Below are 23,803 nucleotides of genomic sequence, written 5' to 3'. Positions count from 1 at the left end.
TATGGGAAACATCATCGCAACGACTCACTTCAACGATACCTTTGAGCAAATCTATCAGGACTTAGCTTACAACTATGGCTGCACTTATATGTCGTATGTGTTCGAGCATAAAGGCCATCGTGTCACTCACGCCACCAATCAAGAATGGAACAGCATTTACTTTGGTGAAAACCTGCTAGACCGCTGCGCCCTATTCCGATTAGGCAAACGCTTTATGACTCGAAAAGGCTGCTTTGAAACCGTATTCCGTTGGAACGACATCAAAACAGTCAGTAAAGACGAACACGAAATCAACGGCATCCGCACTGAATTTAAAATCCACAACGGACTAAGCTTTGGTAAAAGTTACCACGGTTCAAAAGAGTTTTTAGGCTTAGCCACCGACAAAAGCCACCAAACATTCCCACAATTGTTATTAATGAACAAACCAGAAATGGACTGGTTTTTATTGAGGATGCGAAGAGTAGCTTTTAGGGAGAGGTTGATGTCAACAAAGTCAATAGCAAGTAGAAACCTACGAAGTTAAGCAACTTTCGCTTCAAAGTTATTATCCAATAATAGCTTTGAATGTTTGAGTTCAAAATATCTTTGAGGCTTAGCATCTAGCCAATTTTTAAAAGGGATTTTTTCTTCTGCGAACCATTTATTACCTGAAGCATCAATAATAGAGATACATTTCAGCTCTTCTATGGCTGTGCTCAGTAATGTTTGTCTAAAAGCTTCCAAAGCAAGAAACTCATTTGTACCTTTATGGATTAGATATTGGTTCATAGCTCTACAAAGGCAGAAGTCGAAGACTGTGCATTTGTCGATTAAGATTTTATCTGTGACAAATAGCGAGAACTTTTTAAGCTCAAAGGTGACATTTGGAAATCGATAAATGAGCTGCTCGTATTCTGTTTGATACCCCAAAAAACAGCTTTCCCAATTTTGCATCATCTCATCAAAACTAAGATCTGAGTAACGCAAGTTTATCAATAAAGTCATTACCATAGTCTCAGTAAGTTTCGGCCTGAATTGCACGCTACCCGCTACATAAATAAAAAGCAAACGCTCGGCTGGTGAGTTAATTTAAAATTGCGAAAACAATCGCAAACAAACACAAAAAAATGCAAACGATAGGAAACAAACGAAAACTAATGAAAGGTAACTGCAAAGATTTAAGCATTAACAAAATTTAATGGTTTTCTAGCCCAGCATCGTTAATTGAGCAATTTTTTCATAAGGCACCAGCTAGTTGATTATTTGCACCGCTGGCTCGTTTTTGCCCCATTCTGTGCTGGCAACGAACATTCACTGCAATACTATTTCTAATGTTTAGTAGTTAAAAATCATTTTCAGCCGACCACCTTTTCGTACGAAAAGTAAACGTTTAGGTTGACATTTATTGTGGCTCGTGCCAGAGAATTGGCTCAAGTGACGTTGTGGTGAAAATAACCACCCACTAACTAATTTAAATCTGTCGTTTTATATCAAGATAATGTGTTCATTTGAGAGGTTAGTTGTAATTTTACATTAAGATGACTTTTGTGTGGAAGTGCGCAAAACGCATTATGGTAAATTTAGATCTAATAAAAGATCCACCGTCACCTTAAAGTGTGGGGTATCTGCTATATTATTTTTACAGGCATATTGCTTAGGGAGCGTTGATCTTTGTATGAAACTCATACGGTTGATGTATTTGTCGCTTTTAACACTCCTAATTCTTTGCAAGACATCTTATTATACAAGTAAATAGCGAATAAAAAGTACAAAACCACTCAGGTGAATAAAAACCGAGAAAAGATTAACAGCCCTTAGAGTTTTACTTGTTATTTATCAAGGGCTTACACATATATCCCATCTTGATTGTGTAAATTACCATTTAACGCCATTTAACATATCAAACACAATTCATTCTGTGCTCACAACTTGTTATAACGGTATGGTACAAGCCGTATTTATTGCCAATAGTGAATCTCTTAAGTTGTTCAAATTGCGCAGTAAGTGATAAATTTAAATTTCACTTAAAGCTCTTCTGATTTCATCTTCATTGAATCCAAGTATTAATTTATTGCCTATAATAACGGCTGGGTAACCTTTAACCCCAAGAGATTTATACTTTTCCATTACAACGTCATCCACTTCAGGGTTATATTCATAATAGTCTATCTTATTTCTTTTAAAGAATTCTCGGGCATTTTGGCAGTACTTACACCAGTTTGTTCCGTAAAATAACACTTTCTTTTCCGTTCCTTCGAAATGATTTGAATAATCGCCAATAAATACACTTTCTGGGGAATTGAAATAGTTAATACTCCATGTTGAAAAAAAACCTAACAGTCCAAGCAAAGCAATTAATATAGTGTTCTTAATAATTTTCATCCGAAAGAGCATCCTAATAACAAATTTAAATCAACATTTACATAACAACTGATTTGTGGCAATATTTTTTTGTCAATGATTTGATTTTTAAAATCCTGCTGTATCGATATTTGGCTATATTGAAAATATCATCTTATTAAAAACTAAAGTATAGAGGAATATATCAATGTCATTGAAAAAACTAGGATTTTCTCTGTTGGCTATATCTTTTGGAGCTTTGGCAGGAACTACATCAAGTTCAGTTTGCACTTCAACACAATGCGTGCATTGCGTTAATAATTTCTGTGTTATTTGCGACTTAAGTTCTGGATCATGTAGAGCACTTGTTGCTCAACCAGGACCTGGCGGTCAATAGGATATCAAACGATGAAAAAAACATTAGCCACTTTAATTTTGTTTGCATTTATTGCTTTAATTTATTTACTCGTTGTTCAAAAGGAATCAGGTGAGGTTTTACTTCAAATAGACTCATCTGAGAATGCCAAAAAACTTTCCGATGAATTACAACTCAGCATGAAAAGTATCTATCAGCTTGAACAATTAGTTTTAGATCTGAAGCAACAGAATTTAATGCTATCAAAAAAATTAGAGTTGGCTAATCGTAAGCTTGTGAAAGTAATAACTCATAACACAAACTCAGACAATCCAGATCAAGTCGTTATAAAACAACCAGTTATTAACGAGGAAAAAAACTATAAGCCTCAAAAAACTGCTGATGAGATCATCATTAGTGCAATGCAATCTGGTGTATCTGTGTATGACAGTTTAGAAAGTAATTTTGTTCATCAAGAAGTAGATTACGAATGGGCTCCTAAGCAAGAAGAGAATCTTTGGTCTCTAATTAATGATAATGAAAACCTACAATCTTTAGGTATTACCGAGGTAAAATGTAAAGAAAGGTGGTGCGCTGTTGAGTTACTACCATCACAGCAAAATTCCAATGTAGATATTTCAACAAACTTTATATTTGCAATGAAAGATCAAGGTTGGTATTCAGAGAATATTGTTTTTTATGAAACGTCTGATGATGGTGAATCTACATCTGTATTCATAAGTCGTGACAATGACGAAAATACTCTTTCTGACATGCTTAAGAGAACCCCTTAAAGTCAGAGAGATTTTGTGGGATGGATATCGACACGCAAACATGTTTTCTGTTCTCCAACACAATGATTAGTTTAGCTTTTAACCACGCCTCAGTGAGTTATAGGGCTTGAAGGACAAAAGGTGCTTAACATAGACTAAATACACCAACTTACTTTTTTGTGTAGAATGAAGTTTATTGAGTAATTACACTAACTTGCTTTTGTCCACAAATGAGTTGGTTCACGGGGATATCACTGAACATGAACTCCTTTAAGCAGCGTACTTCGTTAGCATTAAATGCGAACAAAGAAGCTACATTCAACAAACAACTATTAATAAACTGACGAACCTTTTCCATTTACCCAGAATCATGAAAAACAGCTAGGGAATTGTGACGTTGTTGCTCTTCGAAATTAGCAAAAGCAATTCCCTCCGTACAGTTATTGTCAGATCTCCAAGAGGCGCAGTTGTCGCTGCTTAAAGAGCAAACGGCTTCATCGCATTGAGCATCTACTTTGGCTTCAGTATTTTCTGGTTCGGCTTTTTGAAGCTTCCAACCTTCAAGTCGAGTTTCGACTTTGGTGTTCGCCATTACACCAATGATTTTGATGATATCCTCACCATAACGATTGGCAGCTTCATTGACGATTTTGGCGAGTTTTACAGGGCGATTTCCTCGCTTACAACCAAGACCACCATTAGCCTCAATGTAACCTTGCCAATTAGCAGCATCGGCGGCTTTTCTGGCACGCTCTAGAACATCATCTTTGACGATGGCCTTTCTTAAGCGCCTTAACTCTCGCCATACCGTAACGGGCGCTCCACCGATTTGTTGAAACTGCCGAATTCGCCATGTGCTTGCCCAAGCTGCGACACCTTCAGCAGCGTGTTTACCTGAGCTTTCGGCCTCATAATCCACATCGACATAAGCACCATCAATGTTCTTGGCGATGTATTTGGCAAGGTAGCCTGTGGCACTGCCTTGAGCTGGATCTATGGTTTTGTAATCAAAGCGTGGGCTGCAATCATCTGGCGTAAAGTTGTTGTCTTTTATGTTGAGTTCTTCTTTATCGTGCTGAACCGCATATTCACAAATAATCTGCCGAGCCAGTTCAACTTGTTCTGGCTTAAAGAACAGCAATAAGTGCCAGTGTGGTGTTCCATCATGGTGTGGTTCAACTACCCGAAAGCCAAAGGGCTCAATTTTTTCCCGTTCAAACTTAGCTCTGACTTTCGCCCATTGTTTACAAAGGTATTGCTGTGTGTCTCGTGGTGTTGCACCTTGATAAGCGGCATTAGCATAGCTTCTGCCTGAATCATTTTTAGTCCAGCTGTGGTACTTTGAGGGTGCCGTCCAAGTATAAAACTCACCGATATAACCATGCTCTTCGGCTAGTTGTTCAAAGCCTCGCATTCTGACCATCAACTCAGTTCGTCGATTTTCAGGATTGGAAATAGATGCTTTAACAGCCTCGATTAATGGCAGCTCTAATTCATGCTCCTCATTAACCACCATCATCATTTTTATCCAGTTGCTGTTCGCTGTTTTACGAGCTTGATAGTCAATCAGTGTTTTATAAGAGACATAAGGCGAGACGCCACTTCGGACTTTCCCGACGATAATAGCGGCGTGCTCTTTGAATTGTTTGTATGCCTTTTCGAGTTGGCTTAACCACCACTTTTCATCAATCAGTCGAGCCAGTGCTCTGGCAATAATATCGAGCTCGTCTGAGATATCTTTGCCCTGCTCTTGCTTTTGTTTCATCTTCTTTAGGTTCGGTAAGCAAGGACAGAAACCCCAAAGATCTGCGGGTTGCTTTACAGCAGTTATTAGTTCAATGGCATCAACAGATTTGCTTCTCTGCTCTGTAACTCTTTCAAGTTCAAGTGAGCAGCTGCTCGACCATTTATGTGCGATTTCTGTGCGTCTAGCTTCTGTACTCAGGTAATACAGTGGCACTGGAAATTTGCGCATCACCTTATCGATAAACTCGACGCTTTTCCTGAGCCAGATATTGGAGCTGCGTCCATTAGGGTATTTTTTATATCTGCGTAGATATTCATTTTTCAGTGTACGGGCGGGATCATCTGGGATGCGTTGTAATAACTTTTTCATCCACTTGAGATTGGTTTCGATATTGTGCGCTTTTACTTCGATATCACGTTTAACATTTTGAATTTGGAGTTCAGAGAGTTTGGGATATTGACCGATGAAACCGAGTAATAATGGAAAGGCTAGCTCATCAGGAATAGACGCAAGATAAGTCAGCACACATTGTAAATCTGCATTAGCAGAGCCTGTGAATACCGCAGACAACGATATTCTTGTTTGCTCCTCAAATTCATTAATGTCCATTGCAGGTTATCCAATGCCATCACAACATTAAGCAGCTTTGAGGTATTGGTGATATTCCATTTGAGCTTGTAGAACGTCAGCAAGCAGTTCACACATGAGATACAGTTCGTAATCGTTCAGCACCACTAAACAAACCCGAACTAATGCTGAAGCCATACCTGAGTATTTATGAGCACAGGTAAAATGTTGCTGACGAATGGCAAGTGTAAACTTGGTGTATACCTCAGCCATTAAACGACGAACCGCCACATGCTGATTTTTAGATAGATCAAAGGCGTAGGAAGGCATAAGCATTCTCCTATAAAGTGAATTAAGGTGTTGAGTTAGCGGTAAATTCGGGTTATTTAGCCGCTTGATATACGAAATTTAGGTTTTGATGAAATGGATTGTTGGAAGTGGCATTGGTCTTTACACAAGCTCACTTTGTCAAAGATATGCGCTAAGTTGGTTACTTCAATAATGGCGTGGCGGATCTCGTTTCGTTGCTTGCGGTCAAACTCTGAAAATTGGTGTTCCCAGAGTAGATCTGCATTAATTCCAGCATAATGAAGCAGCAGTTTTTTCTGTGCTTTGCTTAGCTTGTCAAAGTGGCTGGCAATGCTATTTTTGCCGAGTTTGGCTCGCATAGCTTGAATTGCTATGTCACCCGCTGCTCTCTTGCATTCATTTGCTCTTTGCTGCTCCCTCAATTCTGTATAAGAATCTGCAGAATGATACATAGTGCATTCTCCTTTTAGGAGGCGGCTTTTAGCCTTGAATGTGTACTACCCATTTCAACTAATGGAGAAATCGGGCATTTATCTTCGACACGTTGGATCAGTTGCCTAAACTCATTGATTAAGACATTCAGGCGTTTAATCATCTGGTGTCGTTTATCAATCGTTAAACCTCGTGCCTGTTTGACCTGAGAAAATATGGCTGACAACGTACCTAGCTCAACGTAAGTCTGCGATAAGCAGTCTTCAAATGACTGTGATTCTGCTTGCTGCCAATCTTGATAAGGCTGAGATGGCTGACAATCTACCTCTAAAAGAATCCCATCAATGATGCAACGGTTACCGCTGGCTTTTACAATTTTGACTAGCTCATACACAGTCAACCGATGAGTATGTTTTAACGAAAGTTTATTCCGTAAAATTTGTGGATTTTGAAAACCTGCCGCTAATGCAACTTCCTTGATGTTTTCCTCTGCGGCAAATTCCCTGTATGCACTGTCTACGTGACACTGTATATACTTATCACTTGCAAACATATTCATTACCTCAACTTTACTTTAAACTTCTAAAGACTAAGTTAGTGAGTCGTTAGAATATAAAAGTTATACAACTTGATCATTGGCTTCTCGCATAAGCGCCAATAAATTTATTAAGGGTTTTTCTTTGGATTTGATTTTGCTTCTGATAGGAAGCCGTCCTTGCTGGATCATGGAGCGTATCGTGTTTTCAGGAATGCCTGAAAAGTTAGAGTATTGCTCTATAGTCAAGTAAGGTACAGCTATTTGAATCGCAATTTCACTCATTTATATGTATCCTTATCACAACTGCCTTTCAAACTTGCTGTGGTAGGCGATTGAAAGATGACAATTCAACGAACGACAGAGATTATTGATCCAGTGAGCAATCTAGTCAAGATAAAAAGTTCAGATTTTCATCAAAAGTTAACTAGACAAGTTGAAGCTGACGGTGGAAAGACTATCGTAGAGCGACTTATAAGACTTTTTGGTGTCCGCAATCGACTGGAATTAGCTGAAGTCTTAGATACTCATCCCGGCACCTTTTCTACTTGGCAGACCAGAAATACCACCCCTTATGAAACACTGGTGCGAATCAATTTAGCCACAGGCGTTCCACTTGAGTATCTATGCTTTGGTGAAGGAAGCGGCGTACCAGATATATTCCAAAAAGCTGAATCGAACTCTTTAACTAAAACAACTCAGCACTTTACAAAAGAAGTTCATAATGATGAATTATTCCAGTTACCTATCTTTGTGATCAGCAATGGTGAATTGGTAAAGAGTGAAGAGTTAACCGTAGACTCAAACTTCTACACCCGTTTCGGGATCACTCAGAATGATTACGCACTTGAGCAGTCAGGTAATCTGTTATTCATCAACACTCAACAACAAGTTATCACCAAAGGCCAATATCTTTTCAGCGTTAACGGTGCTTATCAGGTCGGTGAATTAAAGCTGCAACCTGACGGCAACACCTATTTTTACGATGGTAATGAGAAGTATGTGGTAAACAGAGAAACCACCCAAGTACATGGCAAGGTGGTTTCGGTTTTGAGTGGTGATTAATTTCTGTTTTTATTTTCTTCCAAAGAAACAATTCTATTTTGCTCCGTCAAAAAACTTTCTGTCTTCATCGCAATATGGAGCTTCTTTTTCTAAACGGGTATTTATAGTTTCGAGTTCTGTTCAAGTTACGGTGCTACCCTGCATTGAATAGCTAACTAATATTTGCAGCTGACATCAAATCGTAATAGCAAAGCTTCTCAGCTTCGAAACAAAGTTTGGTAGCTTCTGCCGTTGCAAACAATCAAGGTATTCATTGGCTGTTAAAGCTGGTTTTCTTAGACTAGCTCTATGCTTTCGAGCTGCGTCAATAACTTTACTTGCATCAAGTTCAAACATATCACTTAAGAATTCATCTGGATGAACAGCATAAATATCGTATACATCAAGTGCTGAAGAAGGAAAGTCTTTGAGGTTGAATGTAATGATTGACTCAGCTTGCCCTTTGATTGCAGCTGCTACTACATGTCTATCATCTACATCTGGCAGAGTGATCCCGTCTATTAGGGTTTCGTAGCCTTCAATCAAACAATCAGGAATATGAGAGTTCATTAGCTTCCGTACTTTATCTAATCCAGCTTCAGTTACTGAGGGGTTATTATTTAGAAGATTTCTAATCCATTCATCGTGAATTTGATCAGTCCAGCGAGCCCTGAATAAGTCAGTGTTTGCTAAATACATCAATAGACTGCGTAAAGGTGCTGGGTACATTACGCATGCATCAAAGATTACGGTGTAGGTAGCCATTAGTAACCCATACCTAATTCCTGATCTAGCGCTGAAAGTTCGTCTAAAGCTTCAAGTCTTTTATCTTTAAGAGACTGCTTGTAAGCTAACACATCAGAGAAAGCGACTTTTCTCCTATTACCCTTACGGTGAAAAGGAATTGCCAAGTTATCCAATAATTTAATAAACGTAGGACGTGACATATTGAGCATGTCAGCACCTTCTTGAGTCGTAAGTTCAGCATGAATTGGTGTGATATTCACAGAATTACCCTGACCTAGTTCAGTTAATATATCAACCATCAGTTTTAATGCACTCGCTGGTAAACTCACTTCATGCTTTTGCCCTGCTTTATCAAGAACACTAATTTTTTGTGGGCTACCATCAACATCAATAAATGCTGAAAGCTCCTGACTACCAAGTTTTGCTAAAGCAACTTCTTCCGCACTCGGTATTGTAATTGCCATAATACTTTTCCTAATAAAAATGGACTAATAACACAATTATCCGAAATATTCGAAAAAAAGTCAAGTATTCGAATTATTCGAAATAATTTTGGGTTAAATAAAATTTGTCTTTTGACTGTCTTTTATCTCCAAACTCATTTCGTGACTATACTGACATGTTTGAACTGGCAGAAAGTAAACATTAAATATACCTAATTATAGAAGACTGCTGAGTGGTTCTTGGGTATGCTCAGATTAATGACCTTATCTTCCAAGATAATCTTATTCAATCGTTCGTTTTAAGTTGGAAATGATTCATATGTCAGTTCGTAATTTAAAAGATAGCAGTGCCAAACCTTGGCTTTGTGAATGTTATCCAAATGGGCGTAACGAAAAGCGTGTCAGAAAAAGATTCGCTACAAAAAGCGAAGCCCAAGCTTTTGAGCTGCACACACTAAAAGCTGTAGATGATAAGCCTTGGTTGGGTGATAAAGTCGATAATAGAAGGCTATCAGAACTCATCAATCGATGGCATGAACTTCATGGCCAACAACTTGCTGATCCTGATATGCGCTCAGGGCGGGATTATGCTTTGATGAAATATTCACCAAACAAAATCTCAGCCCTAAATTTTGCATCCCAGCAGGCTCTCTGCATCTTGCCAGCAACACTGTCTTTTGAAGAGTGACTTTTAACTAAGTTCAAAATCTTTCTTCTGATTGTAGCCAAATTTTTTGCACCATCATCAGCATAAATTTTACAGGCATCCTCTTTAAAAGTGACATCGAGAACCCAATGCTGACTATTTTCAATTGCCCAATGCTTCCGTATATATTTAGCGATATCTTTCACATCACTGGCTAACGAAGTTATGTAGTAAGACGTTTCTTGACTTGATTTATTCTTCAGCTCTCGCATTCGAGTGACTTCAACAACGGCATGACTGCCTACAAATTTAGCTGTTTCGTCAAACCAATTTGTAATTGGCAAAAGGCGATAATGTCTTTCATTAATTCGTCCGTGCTCACCGTCTAATTCTGTAAAGTGATTCTTTTTTAAAAGCTCTGGTGTATCTCTATAGCACTTATGAAAATAAGCTTCAATTTCAGCAAGTAATTTACCTTGATTCTTTTTCACTTGAAGAACGTAATCACCTTTTCCCTCACGTATTAAGGCTGTAGTTTCTTTCTGGCAGTGCATGGCGTCAGCGGTAATAACTGCATTTTCAATGTCCATGTGTTTTAGCATGGATTGCATTACAGGGATTTCGTTCGTTTTAGTCGACGTTTCTTTTTGACGTATTATCAGTCCATTATCCACAACCATTGCCGTCATTAGTTGAAGCGCTGCTACGTTATCCCCGTGCTTAGAACCACAAGCCACTTTACCATCAAAGCTGATATGCTCTTTACCATCTCGTTCCCGTAATGTGTTGGAAAAGTTAATAAAGCAAGACATCATACTTTCGGCTTTAACACCTCTAATTATTCTTCCAATTGAATGTCTTGTCGGGATACCGTTACTAAATGGACGGTATTGTCTTAACCAATCTAATTGAGCTTCCCCAAAAATGTTGATGGCTTTCCACCCTGTCGCACCGCAAAGCACTGCGGCAATAGTAAGAAAAATAATATCCGCTAAATCATACTCTTTATTGGCTTCTACACGATGGTCTTCAATTTGCTCAATCTCTTTCATTACGTCCATAATCAGGCTCAAATCAGTATTCATTTGTCGATCTGATCATCGTTATAGAGGAAAGTTCAAAATTTCTTTAATTATTTTTTTCAAGACCTAAAGCGCGATCCCGCCCTGGATATGCGCTTAAGAAGACTTCAACTAATTTGTAATGGCTTAAAAAACCCTATCGCAAGCAAAATGACGCTGAATGATTTTGCTAGTTTTCGACAAATGCGTCTTGATGGTGAAATTGAAGATCTACAAGGTACAAAGACTAAAGTTAAAGCTAATACCGTCAATCATGAACACGCTTATTTACACTCAGTATTCTCGCAATTAAAGAAGCTTGGAGAGTGGAGTCATCCAAATCCTATTGAGGGACTTGAACCATTTAAGACACAAGATACTGAACTAGCCTTCCTTTATCCTGAAGAAATACCTCTGTTATTAGAGGAGTGCAGCAATGCCAAATACGAACACTTATCCACCGTTGTAAAAGTTTGTCTTTCTACTGGTGCTCGTTGGTCTGAAGCTGAAGGACTGAGAGGCAGTCAAGTTGCAAATAATCGAATTACCTTTACCAAAACCAAAGGTAAAAAGAATCGAACCGTTCCTATTTCTGATGAACTAGCAAATGAGCTTCCAAGAGCAAGAGGCCAGCTATTTAGACCTTGCAGAAAGTCATTTCAAGAAGCGGTAAAACGAGCAAAAATAATCCTACCTGAGGGACAAATGACACACGTCCTTCGTCATACCTTTGCCAGTCATTTCATGATGAATGGTGGAAATATTTTGGTGCTGAAAGAAATTTTAGGTCACTCAGATATCAAAGACACTATGCGCTATGCACACTTCGCACCTACTCATTTAGAGGATGCTATTAGCAAGAACCCGTTGGCAAGTTTATGAATATAATGGCGGAAGTAGTCACTTAGATGTATTTAAAACTGTGATGCTTCCAAAGTTGATAAAGAATATTAAAAAATAACCTAATTTGAAAACACTATTGATTTCCATTTTCCAATTAACTATCATGCATGCGCTCGTAATTCAATCATCAACTAACTGTGGAGGAGTATCAATCATGAAAAATTTAACATTATCCTTTGCGGGTCTAATTCGCTAAGTAGCAGGAAGCTATTCTATTTCTTTAGCTTTCCAGCAAAGCTGCATTTCGATTATTTCCAGTATTTATACTGTTCAATTAAGACCTGCCAATTCGTTTTACGATTAAATCCTTAAAGAATAGGAATTGGTACTATGGGCAAATCCGTCCAAAATTTAACTGATAACGTTAGCCTAATTGCGTCTGAAGATACGTGGATAGAAGGGCTAGCGATACAACAACTAATTAAAACCTCTGAACTTGATGGAATGCACTGCGTCGCTGGTATGCCAGATTTGCATCCTGGAAGAGGCTACCCAATCGGTGCAGCATTTTTCAACACTCGTAAAGTTTACCCAGCTTTAGTAGGTAATGATATTGGCTGTGGTATGTCTCTATGGCAGACATCAACCAAAGTAAGCAAATTGAACTTAGACAAGTTGTCTAAACGGTTTGGACACATTGAGCAACCGTTAGAAGATAGCTGGTCAGCGACGGTTGAAACCCGTAAATATGAAAAAAACATCAAAACTGATGGCTTTGATCACGCATTAGGTACTATTGGTGGCGGAAATCATTTTGCTGAGTTTCAAGCAATAGATGAAGTTTTCTGTCAAGAATCAATAGATTTACTAAAGCTGAATCCTAGGCAGCTTCAACTATTAGTGCATTCAGGCTCAAGAGGATTCGGACAATCCATTCTGATGGAGCATATCTCTTTGCATAATCATAATGGATTGATAATTGGAAGTAGTGATTTTCAGGAATATTTAGCTAAACACGATGAGGCTGTGAGTTGGGCTGAACTTAACCGAGAGTTAATAGCCAAGCGATTTATGGAAGCCATAAGAACTCAAGGACATTGCTCCTTAGATGTTAACCACAACTTAGTTTCACCAAAATGCATTGATGATACTGATGGCTGGTTGCATCGCAAAGGTGCAACACCAAGCGATAATGGCTTTGTCGTGATACCCGGTTCACGTGGAGATTATAGTTATTTAGTTAAGCCACTTAGGAACCCAAATGCCTCTCAATCTACTAATTTGTTTTCTCTTGCGCATGGTGCGGGTCGTAAATGGAAACGTGGAGAATGTCAGGGGCGGCTTAGTAATAAATATAAGCGCGAAGACTTGTACCGTACGGCTTTAGGTAGCCGTGTTATTTGTGGCAACAAAGAGCTTCTATATGATGAGGCACCTCAAGCTTACAAAAAATGTGAATCTGTTATCAGTGATATGGTTGATGCTGGACTAATTGAAGTCGTTGCTAAATTACGTCCTGTATTAACTTTTAAAACCAATGGAGATTGTTCAGCATGATTTTATTACAACTTTCGGCTGGGCAAGGACCGACTGAGTGTTGCAAAGCTGTAGGATTAGCGATTAAGTTAATTCAGAAGCAATGCAGTGATAAAAAAGTCCAATTTAACTTAGTGGAAGTAATATCTGCACAAGAAAGTGGCTGTTTCAAATCGGTATTGATGCAGTTTGATTCAGTACCAAAAGAAATTGCTAAACAATTCGCTCAATCATGGCAAGGTGCGATGTTATGGGTATGCCAAAGCAAATATCGTCCCAAACATAAACGGAAAAACTGGTTCTTTAGCGGTCAAGTTTATGAAGTAAATGATATAGATCTCGATAATGCAATCACTTATCAAGCATGTAGATCTTCCGGCGCAGGCGGGCAGCACGTAAATACAACGGATTCGGCTGTAAGAGCAACACACACTGCAACAGGTATATCGGTGCGAGTTGAAAGTGAACGGAGCCAGCACTCTAATAAACGTTTAGCAAAAGCATTAATATCTCAAAAATTAGAATTGGCAAAACACGAGGCCATGTCACAACAAGATAAAACTCGATGGCAGCAACATTGGGAGCTTCAACGTGGTAATCCTGTTAAGGTATTTAAAGGAGAAAAGTTTCTCTTATCTAATTAAGACTAAAACGAATGGTTTTCATTGCACAATCTAATTGGATGAAATATAAGTCTGCTAGACCTGAATCCAAAAGCAATTTTGTAAAGCAAAAAAGTGGCGGCAAAGTGGCGGCATTCCTCATTAACATACATTGAATACCATTGAATACCGTCAATAAAAGTTAATAAAATCAGCTAAGTGATTGTTTTAAGTTGACTTGAAAAGGATGTAGGCTTTCTGGACGCGGGTTCAAGTCCCGCCGCCTCCACCAATTAAAACAAGGGCTTAGCGGAAACGCTAAGCCCTTTTTCTCTTTTAATGACCACAAAACGTCCACATCACTGCCGCCACTTGCCTTAAAAAACTACCATAACCATTACTTACTATGTCCATTCTTATATTTTAATAAGCTGAATTTATTAGATTTAATTATCATATTACAAGTCTACATCCTTGGATGTTTCATCCATGTTCAAAGCAATTTCATTAAGTGATGCTTAACAGCTGTGATATACAAGAAGAATGTCCCATAAAACAAACTCTTGATTAAAATGCATTGCTCAATGAAAATTAACTAACGTCATAACTCTTTAGAGAAATGCCTTGCCAATATACTCTGAGCTTGAATTGATCGAGCAACAGTTAAAAGATCTTGAGCTGCAACGTGAAAAGTTACTTGCCCGTAAAAAGATACTTTTAAATCAACCTGCGAGCGGAAAGCTACTTAGCTCTAGAGAAAAAGTTGCTCTATTCTTGAATTTATTCAAAGGAAGAATGGAGGCTCATGCATTACGTTGGCAAAACCAGAGTGGACGATCTGGCTATTCAGTTGCTTGCCACAATGAATGGAAGCAGGGGATCTGCTTTAAACCTAAAGTGAAGTGTAGTGAGTGCAAACATCAAGCATTCAAGACATTAGATGACAATGCCATACACAGTCATTTAATCGGCAAACAAACTGTAGGTCTGTACCCTCTCCTTAACGATAATACTTGCTGGTTATTAGCTGCTGACTTTGATAAATCAGATTGGAAAGAAGCTGTCAGTTCATTCCGCCACTCTTGTCAGTTTTATAAGATCTATTGTTATATCGAACGTTCTCGTTCAGGTAACGGAGCGCACATTTGGATTTTTTTTGAAACACCAATACCTGCCTCTAAGGCTAGAGAGTTAGGATTCTTACTACTTGATAAAGCCATGGAGTTTCATTCAGGTCTTTCATTTGAGTCTTATGATCGGTTATTTCCAAATCAGGACACGATTCCAACCGGAGGGTTTGGTAATCTGATTGCTCTCCCATTGCAATACCATCCAAGACAACAAGGAAACTCAGTTTTCATTGATGAGAGTTTCAACCAAGTTACAGAACAATGGCAGCATTTATTAGATGTAAAGAAAGTTTCTAGATTGCACGTTGATCAATTAATTAACGAAAAACAACCGTTTCAAACAGAAAAACTAGATAAAAAACCATGGGAGCTAAATTTTGCCAAACAATCTACTTTAATTGCAGGCTGCCCTAAAGATGTTTCAGTGATTTTAGCCAATCGTATTTTCATCGACACAAAACAACTTCCTCAAGCTCTATTGACTCTACTGAAACGAACCGCTAGCTTCTCAAATCCTGTATTTTTTAAAACTCAGGCTTTACGATTTTCAACCAATGGTATCCCTAGATTCATTTGTTTAGCTGAAAAAGATGATGGATATCTTTCATTACCAAGGGGTTGTATTGATGATGTAATTTCGCTGTTTGAAGATAATAAAGTTGTCCTCGAGCTCGAAGATAAACGCAAAACAGGCTGTAGGTTAACTAAGTTAGAATTTCAGGGAGAGTTAAGAAAAGAGCAAAGTAAAGCAGTAGCTACACTATTGAAACATGATGTCGGCATTCTCCATGCACCTACCGCTTTTGGTAAAACGGTTACAGCCATTGGTATCATTCATAAAAGAAAAGTTAACACGCTTATTCTCGTTCATAGTCGTCAGTTATTGACTCAATGGAAAGAACGGCTTCAAGCATTTATAGCAGGCACTGATATCGGAGTGATTGGAGCGGGAAAAAACAAACCGACTCAACAAATTGATGTTGCAACCTATCAGAGTTTGGTTAACCGTAAGGATAATAGTATTGATCCCATCATCTATGAATACGGGCAGATTATCATTGATGAATGCCATCATGTCTCCGCTCCTCAATATGAAAGATTACTTTCTGAGGTGCATGCCAAATATGTGCTTGGGATCACTGCGACACCAAACAGACAAGATGGGCATCAACCAATCATCTTCATGCAAGCAGGTGCCATTAGGTACACAGCAAGTTCTGAAGATAAAAAATTTATAAAGCAAGTGAATCTGAACAAGCTTAATTTGTCTATTCCTGCAGAATTACAAGATAACGGAAACCGCCCTCACATATCTAAAATATATCGTTGGCTCGCCACTAATGAAGAAAGAAATAAAGCCATAGTAGAAGACATTCTTATTGCAGCTAAATCAAACAGGACATCAATTGTTTTAACAGAGCGGCGTGAGCACGCTGAATTACTCACTAAAATGTTAAGCGAACAAATTGTTGAAGTAAAAATGTTACATGGCGTAATGAAAGAAAAAGAGAAACAACATATTCTCAATCATCTAGATCAAATTCAAGTTTTGGTCGCTACGGGCAAGTATGTCGGAGAAGGTTTTGATTTCCCAAAACTAGATACACTGTTTTTAGTGTTACCCATTTCTTGGAAAGGTGCTCTGACACAGTATGTAGGGCGAATTCAGAGACTGTATACAGGGAAAGAGAAAGTCATTGTGTATGACTATGTTGAGTCAGGTTTCCCCATGCTCGAAAGGATGTATAAAAAGAGAGAGAAGGGGTATGAAGCGTTAGGGTTTACAATATATAACAGCGATAATGCAGAGCAAAAACCACTAGATTTGGAGTTTAAGTAACAGAATTGTAATGCTTTTAAGTACAACTACAGACCTGTAGATACACTTAATTTAAGGGTTAAATTGAATTATATTTTACCAGCTGCTTCTGCTTGCTGAACTAACGCTCTTTGTTCTGCAACAGAATCTTTAATTATTTTCTCAAAAAACTTTTTCTTTTCTTGTGATGATGCATTTCGCACAAAATCAGAAAAAGGCGTAGATTTAACTTTCTTTCTAGCTGCTTGCATTTTGAATACCTTTCACTTGCTCTCAGAAATACCGACTATATTTTCAAGCATAGAACGATTGTACTTCTTGTCCAGAAAGTCGTCAATATTGCTTACTCCCGTATATGATTTTTCGCTTGAACCATCGATGTTTTTTTCAATAAACATGATTTCAATTTGATCTTGAAAAATCTTTTTTAATTCCGTTACGACATATTGTGAGTTCAAAAACTGATTTACAAATACTTCAGGAGGTACTCTTCGTCCTTCAATGGCTTCTCTAGCTCTGACCAGTCGCCAAGCTTGATCCGGTTTTTGGTAAACAAAAATAATTAGAACATAACGTTCTCTTTTTAGTGATCTCTGGATATTACTTTTGGCTTTCTCATAACTAGATAGAGTCGAGTCTAATAAAAAACTAACTCTTTTTTTTAATGCTCGATCATGAATAGCTTCAACTAAAATAGTAGATGCTCTTTGAAAAAGTGGAGAGTTCACTCCATTGTAATCACTAAACTCTTTTCTAAGTTCATCATTTTCGATATGAACAATATCCACCTCATGTTCACTTTTAAACCTTTTAATGATCCCTCTAGCAGTTTCTGTTTTACCTGCTCCTGGAGAGCCAGCCATGAATACCGAAACTGGAGTTTCTTCTTCAGGCAATAAATCAATCATATGCTCAGCAGTTTTCTTTTTAAGTGCCTTTGCTTCACAAATGGATTTTTCTGTAATCTCTAGACTATTCATACTTATGACTTAACTATATTATTGAAGAAAGTGTATATGAAGTTGTATGTTATGACGATAAATTTTCTAGTTATCAGTAGGCAGAAAATCAAAAATAATCGTTCGCATTATTGGAACATTGACATATTTCCACCAAAAAAAGACAGAATGAATCGAGTAAACTCTGATAAAATCACCGTTTAATTCTCAACAGCAAGAAATCAATCATCTCGATTTTTCATTTTTTTGTTTTAAAAAAAGTGGCGGCAAAGTGGCGGCATTCCTCATTTACATACATTAGATACCATTGAATACCGTCAGTAAAAGTTAATGTAATCAGCTAAGTGATTGTTTTAAGGTGGCATGGAAAGGATGTAGGCTTTCTGGACGCGGGTTCAAGTCCCGCCGCCTCCACCAAGTGTCCACACAGCTAAAAGTTTTTGATGAAAAGATCTCGTAAGTGGATTTTTTTGACTCAAAAACTAGCATCAAAAATTAATTCTTTCTTTTTATATACAGCTAAAATTTCAGTGAGGCTCAGATGGGAATACGAGTGCATCATTTCAATAAACTTCGTAAAGAAGATCCTGATTATTATCCAAGCTTCGTTTATGAAGAGCAATTATGGAGAATGACTAGAGGGTATAAAAATCAACAGGAATCAAAAGCTAGATTAGAAAGTCTTGTATCAAGCGACTCATATGAATTTAATATGGGAAATAGCTACCTCTATGGATTTGCATACTCTATTCACTATGATAGACCGTATTCTGAAAGTCTTTGGTGGTTAAATCATTATTACCAAGGAATACTCACACATTTTAAAGTGCATCTTCATCCAGATATCTCACATCCATTTGAATTAGCTTTCGATGGTATAAGGATTAATAGGAAAGGTAGACAGTTAAATTCATATTTACGGAATGGTGATTGGCTAAAAGCTGTAACAATGGCACTTTTCTTTAATGATAAACAAGGGCTCGAATTATTAAAGCAATTCTCTAAAAATGACATAGCACTAGATGAAAATGTACAGTATATGTCGCCGTTTAAATATTCTGAGTTTGACCTGATGCAGGCATTGCTAAGCTTTGATGGAACTCGAATTGAAATTGCTTTAAAAGAGTATATGAGTATTGAGTTTCCGACGAACCCCCCAGGAGATTCAGTACCTCATATTGAAGCGTTAGATATTCCATTAATGAATGTAATGATGGCAGTTTTCTGTCAACGAGGGCAAGAAAAGTATCAAGAAGCGGTGGCGGATGCCATAAAACGTTATGCTGCCTATAGTAAAAAGCGTGATTATAGGCAGTTGGACTTTCCATTAGACCTGATTGGACTAGCTCAATGTGCGAGACGAGAGCTTGGCTACACTTTCCCTGACCACCCGTATTTTCCAGAATGGTTTCAAACTGTTGATATAACTGATATCACTCAGCCAAGAAAAGTTCATGAACAACCTGATGAATTTACTTGGAAAGCACCGGAATTAAACTAACAGTTTCTACGAATTAGGTTGATGCGGTCATTTACACATCAACCTAATTTAATTACCGCTAACATATCTTCGTTGTAATCATCCATTCCAACTTCATTGAAGCCAAAACTGGAATAAAAATCCTTAGCAACGGGATTGCTTGGGTCATAACAAATCTCTATCACTTTGGTATTAGAATCTTGCTTAATTTCATTCAAAGCGAGTTCAAGTGCTTTGCGACCAAGACCTTTATTTTGATGACTTTTGTCGATCATAAACCGCCAGATTGAAACCTTGTCAGCTGACTCTTTTACCCACATAAAAAAGCCAACAGGCTCTTCGCCTTGATATATAGCTCTTGTTTCATAACCCTCATTGAACTTAGACTCGACAATTGACCACATATTTGATGCCACATTATCCTCTTGCTCTTTGGTCACATCAAGTTCACATACAGCTTCGTAGTTTTGTTTGGTTATGGGTTGTAATGACAGATTCAAAACGGTTCCTTTTTTATATTTGATGACTCCACCTAATCAAGCAGCTACAACATTCCGACATTTGGGAAATGCACTGCATCCCCAAAATTTATTACCAGCATTTTTACCTTTAGCCGCTTTACGTAATACCATTGCAGAACCACACCTTGAGCATATTTTGTTATCGTTTTTATTACGAACAATTTCTTTTACATGCTTTGTGTGCTGTATGTTGGTTTTAATACTCGGTTGTAATCGACCTGATTCATTTTGTTTGATGAAGCCTGAAACCTGTTCATCTGAAAAAACGATGTCATTTTTGCTCTTGATGTATTCAATACCACCTCTAGCAAAAGTCACATTCTCAGGCATCTCTGTTTTAAAGTGACTATCTCCGATAAAAATAATCACAGAAAACACATTATCACCTTCAATCCCTAAACAAGATTGAAGTGTTTTAATATGTTTATAGTTTTGATGCAGTGGATTTTGAAATTTTGACGTGTGCTTAAAGATTTTTTGCGTCCAGACCTTTTGGTGAGCACTACCAAAAATCCAGCCTTTCATATTTTTAGTTTCAATCACAAAAATGCCAAATTTCGACACAATAATATGATCAATCTGAGTCGAACCATCTTCAGTTGGTAACGTGACATTTTGGAACCCATCAGATACGGGTAACAAATAAATGAGAAAATCTGAGGAGAAAAACGTTATTTATTGAGATAATAAGCCGACTAAAACTATTCTCAAAGTTAAAGAATCCACCTTCTTAGAAGGTGGCTTTGCTTTTTGCCCCCTATAAGGGGGCTGGTGCTTGCCCTCTTAGAAGGCAAGCTGTTGTCCCCGATACTTACGAATTAAAAATCAAATCTTTCTTGTCGCTTTTCAAGCTTTTCCTGATATTTGACATACTTTCTTATCATTTCTGCGTCTATGCCTACTGTATCAACACAATACCCTTTAGCCCAAAAATGATTGCCCCAATATGGCTTTTTCCGTATATGTGGGAACTGTTTAAATATCCTTATTGCTGTTCTGCCCTTTAGTATTCTAAATCGATACTTGGGAACCCAAACAATGTGATATTGGCAATGCCATAAAACGTGCGATAATTTTTCAAATCTACTCATGTTATAGATCCTTTCTCTGTTGTGGGGACAACGAGAAAAGTCTTAACATGGGTAGATGCTACAGGCATAGCCTGCCGCTGATTACCACGCCCACAGGACGTGGTTTTAATTTTTCAATAAAATGCCGATACTCGACCGAACACCGCTTAACTCCTCAGACAAATTCGATCTTCTCTTAAAAACTATCGCTTGCCAAGTGCATGGTGCAGTTTCTTCTCTTTCTGATGAATTTAATGTTTCTCGTAAAGCCGTTTACTCCGCTAAATATGCGGCTCAATCGGCACTAAAGTGCCTTGTTACTACCAACGACGAATCTGATGTCATTACATCTGTAAATGTTGACGTACCACATCTTCGCCGTTCTATTGTGGCTTTATCAATCACAGCACCTAACTCTATTCGAGCAATTGAAGAACAAATCCCACTCATTTATCCAGGCTGTAAAGTCAGTTACGGTTACATTCAAGGCGTTATCGTTGAAGCTCAAGAGCAGGCTAAGTTATTTAACGAAAAAGTGTCGCTATCAGCCATAAAGAGTGTGGCCATCGATGAGATGTTCAGCCAAGGTGACCCCGTACTTGCTGGGATAGATCTCGAAAGTGGTTATTTATTTTCACTCTCTCACGAACAAAAGCGTGACGGTGAAACTTGGGCACGAGTTTTAGGTGAAGCTAAATCACAAGGATTATCACCTCAGCACGTCGTTAAAGATGGAGCAAAAGGAATAGCGAAAGGCGTTAGCATGAGCTTTGAACATGCAGAGCAACGTGATGATGCTTTCCATGCGTTGTATATCGTAGGTAAGGCGCTGAGAAAGGTTGAACGTCGGGCGTACTACTACATTGATAAAGAGGCTAGTTTGGAAAAAAGATTGCATAAAGATGTATTCGATACAGAAAAAAAGCAGCAGGCAATGGTTGATTTCTTAGGCGTGCAAGCGAAATGTGAGCAAGCGATTGAGCAATATGAAAGTGGAACGAAAAGCAGAAATCATCTCCACCAAGCTTTGACCAGTATTTCCATGAAAACGGGTAGCCTCATGACGAAAAAACAGGCTGAAGCCTTGCTAACGAAGGCTGTTGATGGCTTAAAAAATACTGAGCATAAAGATGGCATCACCGCTGCTAGATACATAAAAAATCGTTTGAAAGGACTGACATTAGCAACTCAAGCACTTCACGAAAAGTTACTGAAACTTGGCGAACTTTATCCTCAAGAATGCGTTGAAGTGGCTTGTCGCTTCTCTGAACGAAAGCGCCAATTACGAAAAGCTAAACCTTGGAAAATAGCGCGGTATCAGAAAGAATTAGTTGGCAGTTATCAGTGGTTGCGACTCCGTTTAGGCAAGAGTGCCAGCGAACTTATGCTGCAAGTGGAAGCGTTGCATCAAACTCGCCACAGAGCATCAAGTGCCATTGAAGGATTTAATGCCACTCTACGGTCTTACCTTTATGTCCGTAAAGGAGTCAATCAAGGTTTCCTCGAGTTATTTAAAGCTTGGTACAACCTTCGCTCAAGACGCTGGGGGAAACATAAAGGAACTTCATCGTATCAGAATATCACAGGGAAAAAAGTTGATGACTGGCTAACAATGCTGAATTTTCCACCTTCGGATTTACACCACTAAGCACTCACAAACTTTGTGTGATTTACGGTAGCGGTTCAACTGAGGTTGAGCTGGCGATCTCTCTTTGATTTGTTACCTTTAAGACCTATGTTTTGATCAGTCCTGCGGAAGCTAATGAACTCTCATATTCCTGATTGTTTGATTGAAGGCTACGAAACCCTAATAGACGGGATCACTCTGCCAGATGTTGATGATAGACATGTAGTAGCTGCTGCAATCAAAGGGCAAGCTGAGTCAATCATTACATTCAACCTCAAAGACTTTCCTTCTTCAGCACTTGATGTATACGATATATATGCTGTTCATCCAGATGAATTCTTAAGTGATATGTTTGAACTGGATGCGAGCAAAGTTATTGAAGCAGCTCGAAAGCATAGAGCTAGTCTAAGAAAACCAGCTTTAACAGCCAATGAATACCTCGATTGTTTGCAACGGCAGAAGCTACCTAACTTTGTTTCGAAGCTAAGAAGTTTTGCCATTACGATTTGATATTTTGATGTGGTACGGCTTATTATAATTCAAAGGAATTGCGCTGAATCAATTAGTTCTAGGTGTTCAGTAAAATCATGCTAATCACTTGATTTTTTAAGTTTTTCAATCCATTATGCACGTCATCTTTTGATGAGGATGATTTAAACATGGGCTTTATTGCCTTTGTTATTTTTAAGCAGAATGGAATATCTATGAAGGATGAAATTGAGTACAAGTCAAAGATGCTACATTATAGAAGAGCTAAATGTAGTGAGGATATTAATACTTCTACGTTACAATCATATCTAACAGCAGCATTAAACTCAGTTCCTCTAGTTAAAGATCGCTATCAATTAATCAATGTTGATGATATGGCAGGGGAAGAAGAAGGGCTTGAGCAAGTAAAAGTTTTTATTAACCATTATGTAACAACTTATGGGATTTTATTTGGTGAAGTAGTTCGTTATTCTGATGGTGCTTTTAAATCAATGGTTACAGTTGATGATAACGCTAAGCACCTTTCCATTGAACAAGTTGCACCACCTAAAACGGATGATGGAAAGAGAAGACAGTTTTTAGATTCAATAATGTATTTTGCGGTTTTTGACAACCATGTTGTAGTGATTCAGTCATCTTTACTCCAAATAAGAGATTGCGAAAAACATTTAAATTGGTTGATTGGAAAGGCAGGAATTGATTTAGGTGGGTATTTTGTTTGGGTGTGGGTCTTTTAAAACGACGAA

General features: G+C 38.1%; 26 protein-coding genes. 11 read left to right on the top strand and 15 right to left on the bottom strand.

Annotation, left to right across the window (positions count from 1 at the left end; all coding sequences use genetic code 11):
• Window position 1 precedes the first annotated feature (1 nt).
• Complete coding sequence (locus tag E2I05_RS04570; RefSeq protein WP_121853067.1) at window positions 2–526, top strand: hypothetical protein; 525 nt, start codon at window positions 2–4, stop codon at window positions 524–526.
• Here the strand turns inward: E2I05_RS04570 and E2I05_RS04565 are convergent.
• The gene (locus tag E2I05_RS04565) at window positions 523–987 is read right to left on the bottom strand and encodes a hypothetical protein (protein ID WP_121853066.1); all 465 of its coding nucleotides are present in this window, start codon (window positions 985–987) and stop codon (window positions 523–525) included. The two genes, E2I05_RS04570 and E2I05_RS04565, sit on opposite strands and share 4 nt — an antisense overlap.
• Before the next feature lie 1,008 nt (window positions 988–1,995).
• Complete coding sequence (locus tag E2I05_RS04560) at window positions 1,996–2,364, bottom strand: glutaredoxin family protein (RefSeq protein WP_165905463.1); 369 nt, start codon at window positions 2,362–2,364, stop codon at window positions 1,996–1,998.
• Between the two features lie 366 nt (window positions 2,365–2,730).
• Here E2I05_RS04560 and E2I05_RS04555 point away from each other — a divergent pair, with 366 nt between their 5' ends.
• Window positions 2,731–3,471 carry a hypothetical protein gene (locus E2I05_RS04555; RefSeq protein ID WP_121853064.1) on the top strand — a complete coding sequence of 247 codons (741 nt, stop codon included), beginning with the start codon at window positions 2,731–2,733 and terminating at the stop codon, window positions 3,469–3,471.
• Window positions 3,472–3,808: 337 nt separating this feature from the next.
• Here E2I05_RS04555 and E2I05_RS04550 read toward each other — a convergent pair whose 3' ends face one another.
• From E2I05_RS04550 to E2I05_RS04530, 5 genes are all read right to left on the bottom strand, one after another.
• Window positions 3,809–5,806: a replication endonuclease gene (locus tag E2I05_RS04550; RefSeq protein ID WP_121853063.1), complete on the bottom strand. Its 1,998-nt coding sequence runs from the start codon at window positions 5,804–5,806 to the stop codon at window positions 3,809–3,811.
• 27 nt (window positions 5,807–5,833) lie between these two features.
• The gene (locus tag E2I05_RS04545) at window positions 5,834–6,094 is read right to left on the bottom strand and encodes a hypothetical protein (protein ID WP_121853062.1); all 261 of its coding nucleotides are present in this window, start codon (window positions 6,092–6,094) and stop codon (window positions 5,834–5,836) included.
• 56 nt (window positions 6,095–6,150) lie between these two features.
• On the bottom strand, window positions 6,151–6,525 hold the full coding sequence (locus E2I05_RS04540) for a hypothetical protein (protein ID WP_121853061.1): 375 nt from the start codon (window positions 6,523–6,525) through the stop codon (window positions 6,151–6,153).
• 14 nt (window positions 6,526–6,539) lie between these two features.
• Entirely contained in the window at window positions 6,540–7,058 is a 519-nt protein-coding gene (locus tag E2I05_RS04535; protein WP_165905462.1) for a phage regulatory CII family protein, read from the bottom strand.
• 66 nt (window positions 7,059–7,124) lie between these two features.
• Window positions 7,125–7,325: a MerR family transcriptional regulator gene (locus E2I05_RS04530; RefSeq protein WP_121853059.1), complete on the bottom strand. Its 201-nt coding sequence runs from the start codon at window positions 7,323–7,325 to the stop codon at window positions 7,125–7,127.
• A gap of 57 nt (window positions 7,326–7,382) precedes the next feature.
• Here E2I05_RS04530 and E2I05_RS04525 point away from each other — a divergent pair, with 57 nt between their 5' ends.
• Window positions 7,383–8,105, top strand: a complete 723-nt coding sequence (locus E2I05_RS04525) for a helix-turn-helix domain-containing protein (RefSeq protein ID WP_121853058.1) — start codon at window positions 7,383–7,385, stop codon at window positions 8,103–8,105.
• Window positions 8,106–8,279: 174 nt separating this feature from the next.
• Here E2I05_RS04525 and E2I05_RS04520 read toward each other — a convergent pair whose 3' ends face one another.
• The 3 genes from E2I05_RS04520 to E2I05_RS04505 all read right to left on the bottom strand — a co-directional run bounded on the left by E2I05_RS04520 (window position 8,280) and on the right by E2I05_RS04505 (window position 11,005).
• Complete coding sequence (locus tag E2I05_RS04520) at window positions 8,280–8,849, bottom strand: PIN domain-containing protein (RefSeq protein ID WP_121853057.1); 570 nt, start codon at window positions 8,847–8,849, stop codon at window positions 8,280–8,282.
• A complete protein-coding gene (locus tag E2I05_RS04515) occupies window positions 8,849–9,295 on the bottom strand; it encodes a helix-turn-helix domain-containing protein (RefSeq protein ID WP_121853056.1) in 447 nt (148 codons plus the stop codon). The genes E2I05_RS04520 and E2I05_RS04515 overlap by 1 nt, the downstream gene beginning before the upstream one ends.
• Before the next feature lie 564 nt (window positions 9,296–9,859).
• The gene (locus E2I05_RS04505) at window positions 9,860–11,005 is read right to left on the bottom strand and encodes an ISAs1 family transposase (protein ID WP_133309417.1); all 1,146 of its coding nucleotides are present in this window, start codon (window positions 11,003–11,005) and stop codon (window positions 9,860–9,862) included.
• A gap of 87 nt (window positions 11,006–11,092) precedes the next feature.
• Here E2I05_RS04505 and E2I05_RS04500 point away from each other — a divergent pair, with 87 nt between their 5' ends.
• The 4 genes from E2I05_RS04500 (at window position 11,093) to E2I05_RS04485 (ending at window position 16,932) form a co-directional block, all read left to right on the top strand.
• On the top strand, window positions 11,093–11,863 hold the full coding sequence (locus E2I05_RS04500) for a phage integrase (RefSeq protein ID WP_121854905.1): 771 nt from the start codon (window positions 11,093–11,095) through the stop codon (window positions 11,861–11,863).
• A gap of 351 nt (window positions 11,864–12,214) precedes the next feature.
• The gene (locus tag E2I05_RS04495; protein ID WP_121854904.1) at window positions 12,215–13,381 is read left to right on the top strand and encodes an RNA ligase RtcB family protein; all 1,167 of its coding nucleotides are present in this window, start codon (window positions 12,215–12,217) and stop codon (window positions 13,379–13,381) included.
• The gene (gene prfH, locus E2I05_RS04490) at window positions 13,378–14,004 is read left to right on the top strand and encodes a peptide chain release factor H (protein ID WP_121854903.1); all 627 of its coding nucleotides are present in this window, start codon (window positions 13,378–13,380) and stop codon (window positions 14,002–14,004) included. Before E2I05_RS04495 ends, prfH begins: the two co-directional genes overlap by 4 nt.
• A gap of 582 nt (window positions 14,005–14,586) precedes the next feature.
• Window positions 14,587–16,932, top strand: a complete 2,346-nt coding sequence (locus tag E2I05_RS04485; RefSeq protein WP_243641147.1) for a TOTE conflict system archaeo-eukaryotic primase domain-containing protein — start codon at window positions 14,587–14,589, stop codon at window positions 16,930–16,932.
• A gap of 68 nt (window positions 16,933–17,000) precedes the next feature.
• Here the strand turns inward: E2I05_RS04485 and E2I05_RS21930 are convergent, their stop codons facing one another.
• Both E2I05_RS21930 and E2I05_RS04480 read right to left on the bottom strand, forming a co-directional pair.
• On the bottom strand, window positions 17,001–17,162 hold the full coding sequence (locus E2I05_RS21930) for a hypothetical protein (RefSeq protein WP_165905561.1): 162 nt from the start codon (window positions 17,160–17,162) through the stop codon (window positions 17,001–17,003).
• 12 nt (window positions 17,163–17,174) lie between these two features.
• Window positions 17,175–17,891: a zeta toxin family protein gene (locus E2I05_RS04480; RefSeq protein ID WP_121854902.1), complete on the bottom strand. Its 717-nt coding sequence runs from the start codon at window positions 17,889–17,891 to the stop codon at window positions 17,175–17,177.
• A gap of 532 nt (window positions 17,892–18,423) precedes the next feature.
• Here E2I05_RS04480 and E2I05_RS04475 point away from each other — a divergent pair.
• The gene (locus E2I05_RS04475; RefSeq protein ID WP_121854901.1) at window positions 18,424–19,371 is read left to right on the top strand and encodes a hypothetical protein; all 948 of its coding nucleotides are present in this window, start codon (window positions 18,424–18,426) and stop codon (window positions 19,369–19,371) included.
• Window positions 19,372–19,409: 38 nt separating this feature from the next.
• Here the strand turns inward: E2I05_RS04475 and E2I05_RS04470 are convergent, their stop codons facing one another.
• The 3 genes from E2I05_RS04470 to E2I05_RS04460 form a co-directional block, all read right to left on the bottom strand.
• Window positions 19,410–19,850, bottom strand: coding sequence for a GNAT family N-acetyltransferase (locus E2I05_RS04470; protein ID WP_121854900.1), 441 nt, complete (start codon window positions 19,848–19,850; stop codon window positions 19,410–19,412).
• Between the two features lie 36 nt (window positions 19,851–19,886).
• Window positions 19,887–20,513 (bottom strand): nuclease-related domain-containing protein, encoded by a 627-nt coding sequence (locus tag E2I05_RS04465; protein ID WP_279387044.1) that lies wholly within the window; start codon window positions 20,511–20,513, stop codon window positions 19,887–19,889.
• 176 nt (window positions 20,514–20,689) lie between these two features.
• Complete coding sequence (locus tag E2I05_RS04460; protein WP_121854167.1) at window positions 20,690–20,962, bottom strand: transposase; 273 nt, start codon at window positions 20,960–20,962, stop codon at window positions 20,690–20,692.
• Between the two features lie 121 nt (window positions 20,963–21,083).
• On the opposite strand from E2I05_RS04460, the gene E2I05_RS04455 reads away from it, so the two are divergent.
• From E2I05_RS04455 to E2I05_RS04445, 3 genes are all read left to right on the top strand, one after another.
• Window positions 21,084–22,589 (top strand): transposase, encoded by a 1,506-nt coding sequence (locus E2I05_RS04455; RefSeq protein WP_133309489.1) that lies wholly within the window; start codon window positions 21,084–21,086, stop codon window positions 22,587–22,589.
• A 114-nt stretch (window positions 22,590–22,703) separates the two neighbouring features.
• Complete coding sequence (locus E2I05_RS04450) at window positions 22,704–23,078, top strand: VapC50 family PIN domain-containing toxin (protein ID WP_121855305.1); 375 nt, start codon at window positions 22,704–22,706, stop codon at window positions 23,076–23,078.
• Window positions 23,079–23,227: 149 nt separating this feature from the next.
• Window positions 23,228–23,794: a hypothetical protein gene (locus E2I05_RS04445; RefSeq protein WP_121855306.1), complete on the top strand. Its 567-nt coding sequence runs from the start codon at window positions 23,228–23,230 to the stop codon at window positions 23,792–23,794.
• The last annotated feature ends 9 nt before the right edge of the window (window positions 23,795–23,803 follow it).

Source organism: Parashewanella spongiae (assembly GCF_004358345.1).
In the GTDB taxonomy this organism is placed as follows: Bacteria; Pseudomonadota; Gammaproteobacteria; order Enterobacterales; family Shewanellaceae; genus Parashewanella; species Parashewanella spongiae.
This window is presented reverse-complemented; position numbering and strand designations above follow the sequence as displayed.

What these genes read in the sequence shown, in the direction of transcription:
- E2I05_RS04555 (WP_121853064.1), top strand. Translation starts at nt 2,731, where the DNA reads ATGAAAAAAACATTAGCCACTTTAATTTTGTTTGCATTTATTGCTTTA.
- E2I05_RS04540 (WP_121853061.1), bottom strand. Translation starts at nt 6,525, where the DNA reads ATGTATCATTCTGCAGATTCTTATACAGAATTGAGGGAGCAGCAAAGA.
- E2I05_RS04565 (WP_121853066.1), bottom strand. Translation starts at nt 987, where the DNA reads ATGACTTTATTGATAAACTTGCGTTACTCAGATCTTAGTTTTGATGAG.
- E2I05_RS04520 (WP_121853057.1), bottom strand. Translation starts at nt 8,849, where the DNA reads ATGGCTACCTACACCGTAATCTTTGATGCATGCGTAATGTACCCAGCA.
- E2I05_RS04570 (WP_121853067.1), top strand. Translation starts at nt 2, where the DNA reads ATGGGAAACATCATCGCAACGACTCACTTCAACGATACCTTTGAGCAA.
- prfH (WP_121854903.1), top strand. Translation starts at nt 13,378, where the DNA reads ATGATTTTATTACAACTTTCGGCTGGGCAAGGACCGACTGAGTGTTGC.
- E2I05_RS04550 (WP_121853063.1), bottom strand. Translation starts at nt 5,806, where the DNA reads ATGGACATTAATGAATTTGAGGAGCAAACAAGAATATCGTTGTCTGCG.
- E2I05_RS04535 (WP_165905462.1), bottom strand. Translation starts at nt 7,058, where the DNA reads ATGTTTGCAAGTGATAAGTATATACAGTGTCACGTAGACAGTGCATAC.
- E2I05_RS04560 (WP_165905463.1), bottom strand. Translation starts at nt 2,364, where the DNA reads ATGAAAATTATTAAGAACACTATATTAATTGCTTTGCTTGGACTGTTA.
- E2I05_RS04525 (WP_121853058.1), top strand. Translation starts at nt 7,383, where the DNA reads ATGACAATTCAACGAACGACAGAGATTATTGATCCAGTGAGCAATCTA.
- E2I05_RS04545 (WP_121853062.1), bottom strand. Translation starts at nt 6,094, where the DNA reads ATGCCTTCCTACGCCTTTGATCTATCTAAAAATCAGCATGTGGCGGTT.
- E2I05_RS04495 (WP_121854904.1), top strand. Translation starts at nt 12,215, where the DNA reads ATGGGCAAATCCGTCCAAAATTTAACTGATAACGTTAGCCTAATTGCG.
- E2I05_RS04455 (WP_133309489.1), top strand. Translation starts at nt 21,084, where the DNA reads ATGCCGATACTCGACCGAACACCGCTTAACTCCTCAGACAAATTCGAT.
- E2I05_RS04500 (WP_121854905.1), top strand. Translation starts at nt 11,093, where the DNA reads ATGCGCTTAAGAAGACTTCAACTAATTTGTAATGGCTTAAAAAACCCT.
- E2I05_RS21930 (WP_165905561.1), bottom strand. Translation starts at nt 17,162, where the DNA reads ATGCAAGCAGCTAGAAAGAAAGTTAAATCTACGCCTTTTTCTGATTTT.
- E2I05_RS04450 (WP_121855305.1), top strand. Translation starts at nt 22,704, where the DNA reads ATGAACTCTCATATTCCTGATTGTTTGATTGAAGGCTACGAAACCCTA.
- E2I05_RS04460 (WP_121854167.1), bottom strand. Translation starts at nt 20,962, where the DNA reads ATGAGTAGATTTGAAAAATTATCGCACGTTTTATGGCATTGCCAATAT.
- E2I05_RS04445 (WP_121855306.1), top strand. Translation starts at nt 23,228, where the DNA reads ATGGGCTTTATTGCCTTTGTTATTTTTAAGCAGAATGGAATATCTATG.
- E2I05_RS04530 (WP_121853059.1), bottom strand. Translation starts at nt 7,325, where the DNA reads ATGAGTGAAATTGCGATTCAAATAGCTGTACCTTACTTGACTATAGAG.
- E2I05_RS04505 (WP_133309417.1), bottom strand. Translation starts at nt 11,005, where the DNA reads ATGAATACTGATTTGAGCCTGATTATGGACGTAATGAAAGAGATTGAG.
- E2I05_RS04480 (WP_121854902.1), bottom strand. Translation starts at nt 17,891, where the DNA reads ATGAATAGTCTAGAGATTACAGAAAAATCCATTTGTGAAGCAAAGGCA.
- E2I05_RS04515 (WP_121853056.1), bottom strand. Translation starts at nt 9,295, where the DNA reads ATGGCAATTACAATACCGAGTGCGGAAGAAGTTGCTTTAGCAAAACTT.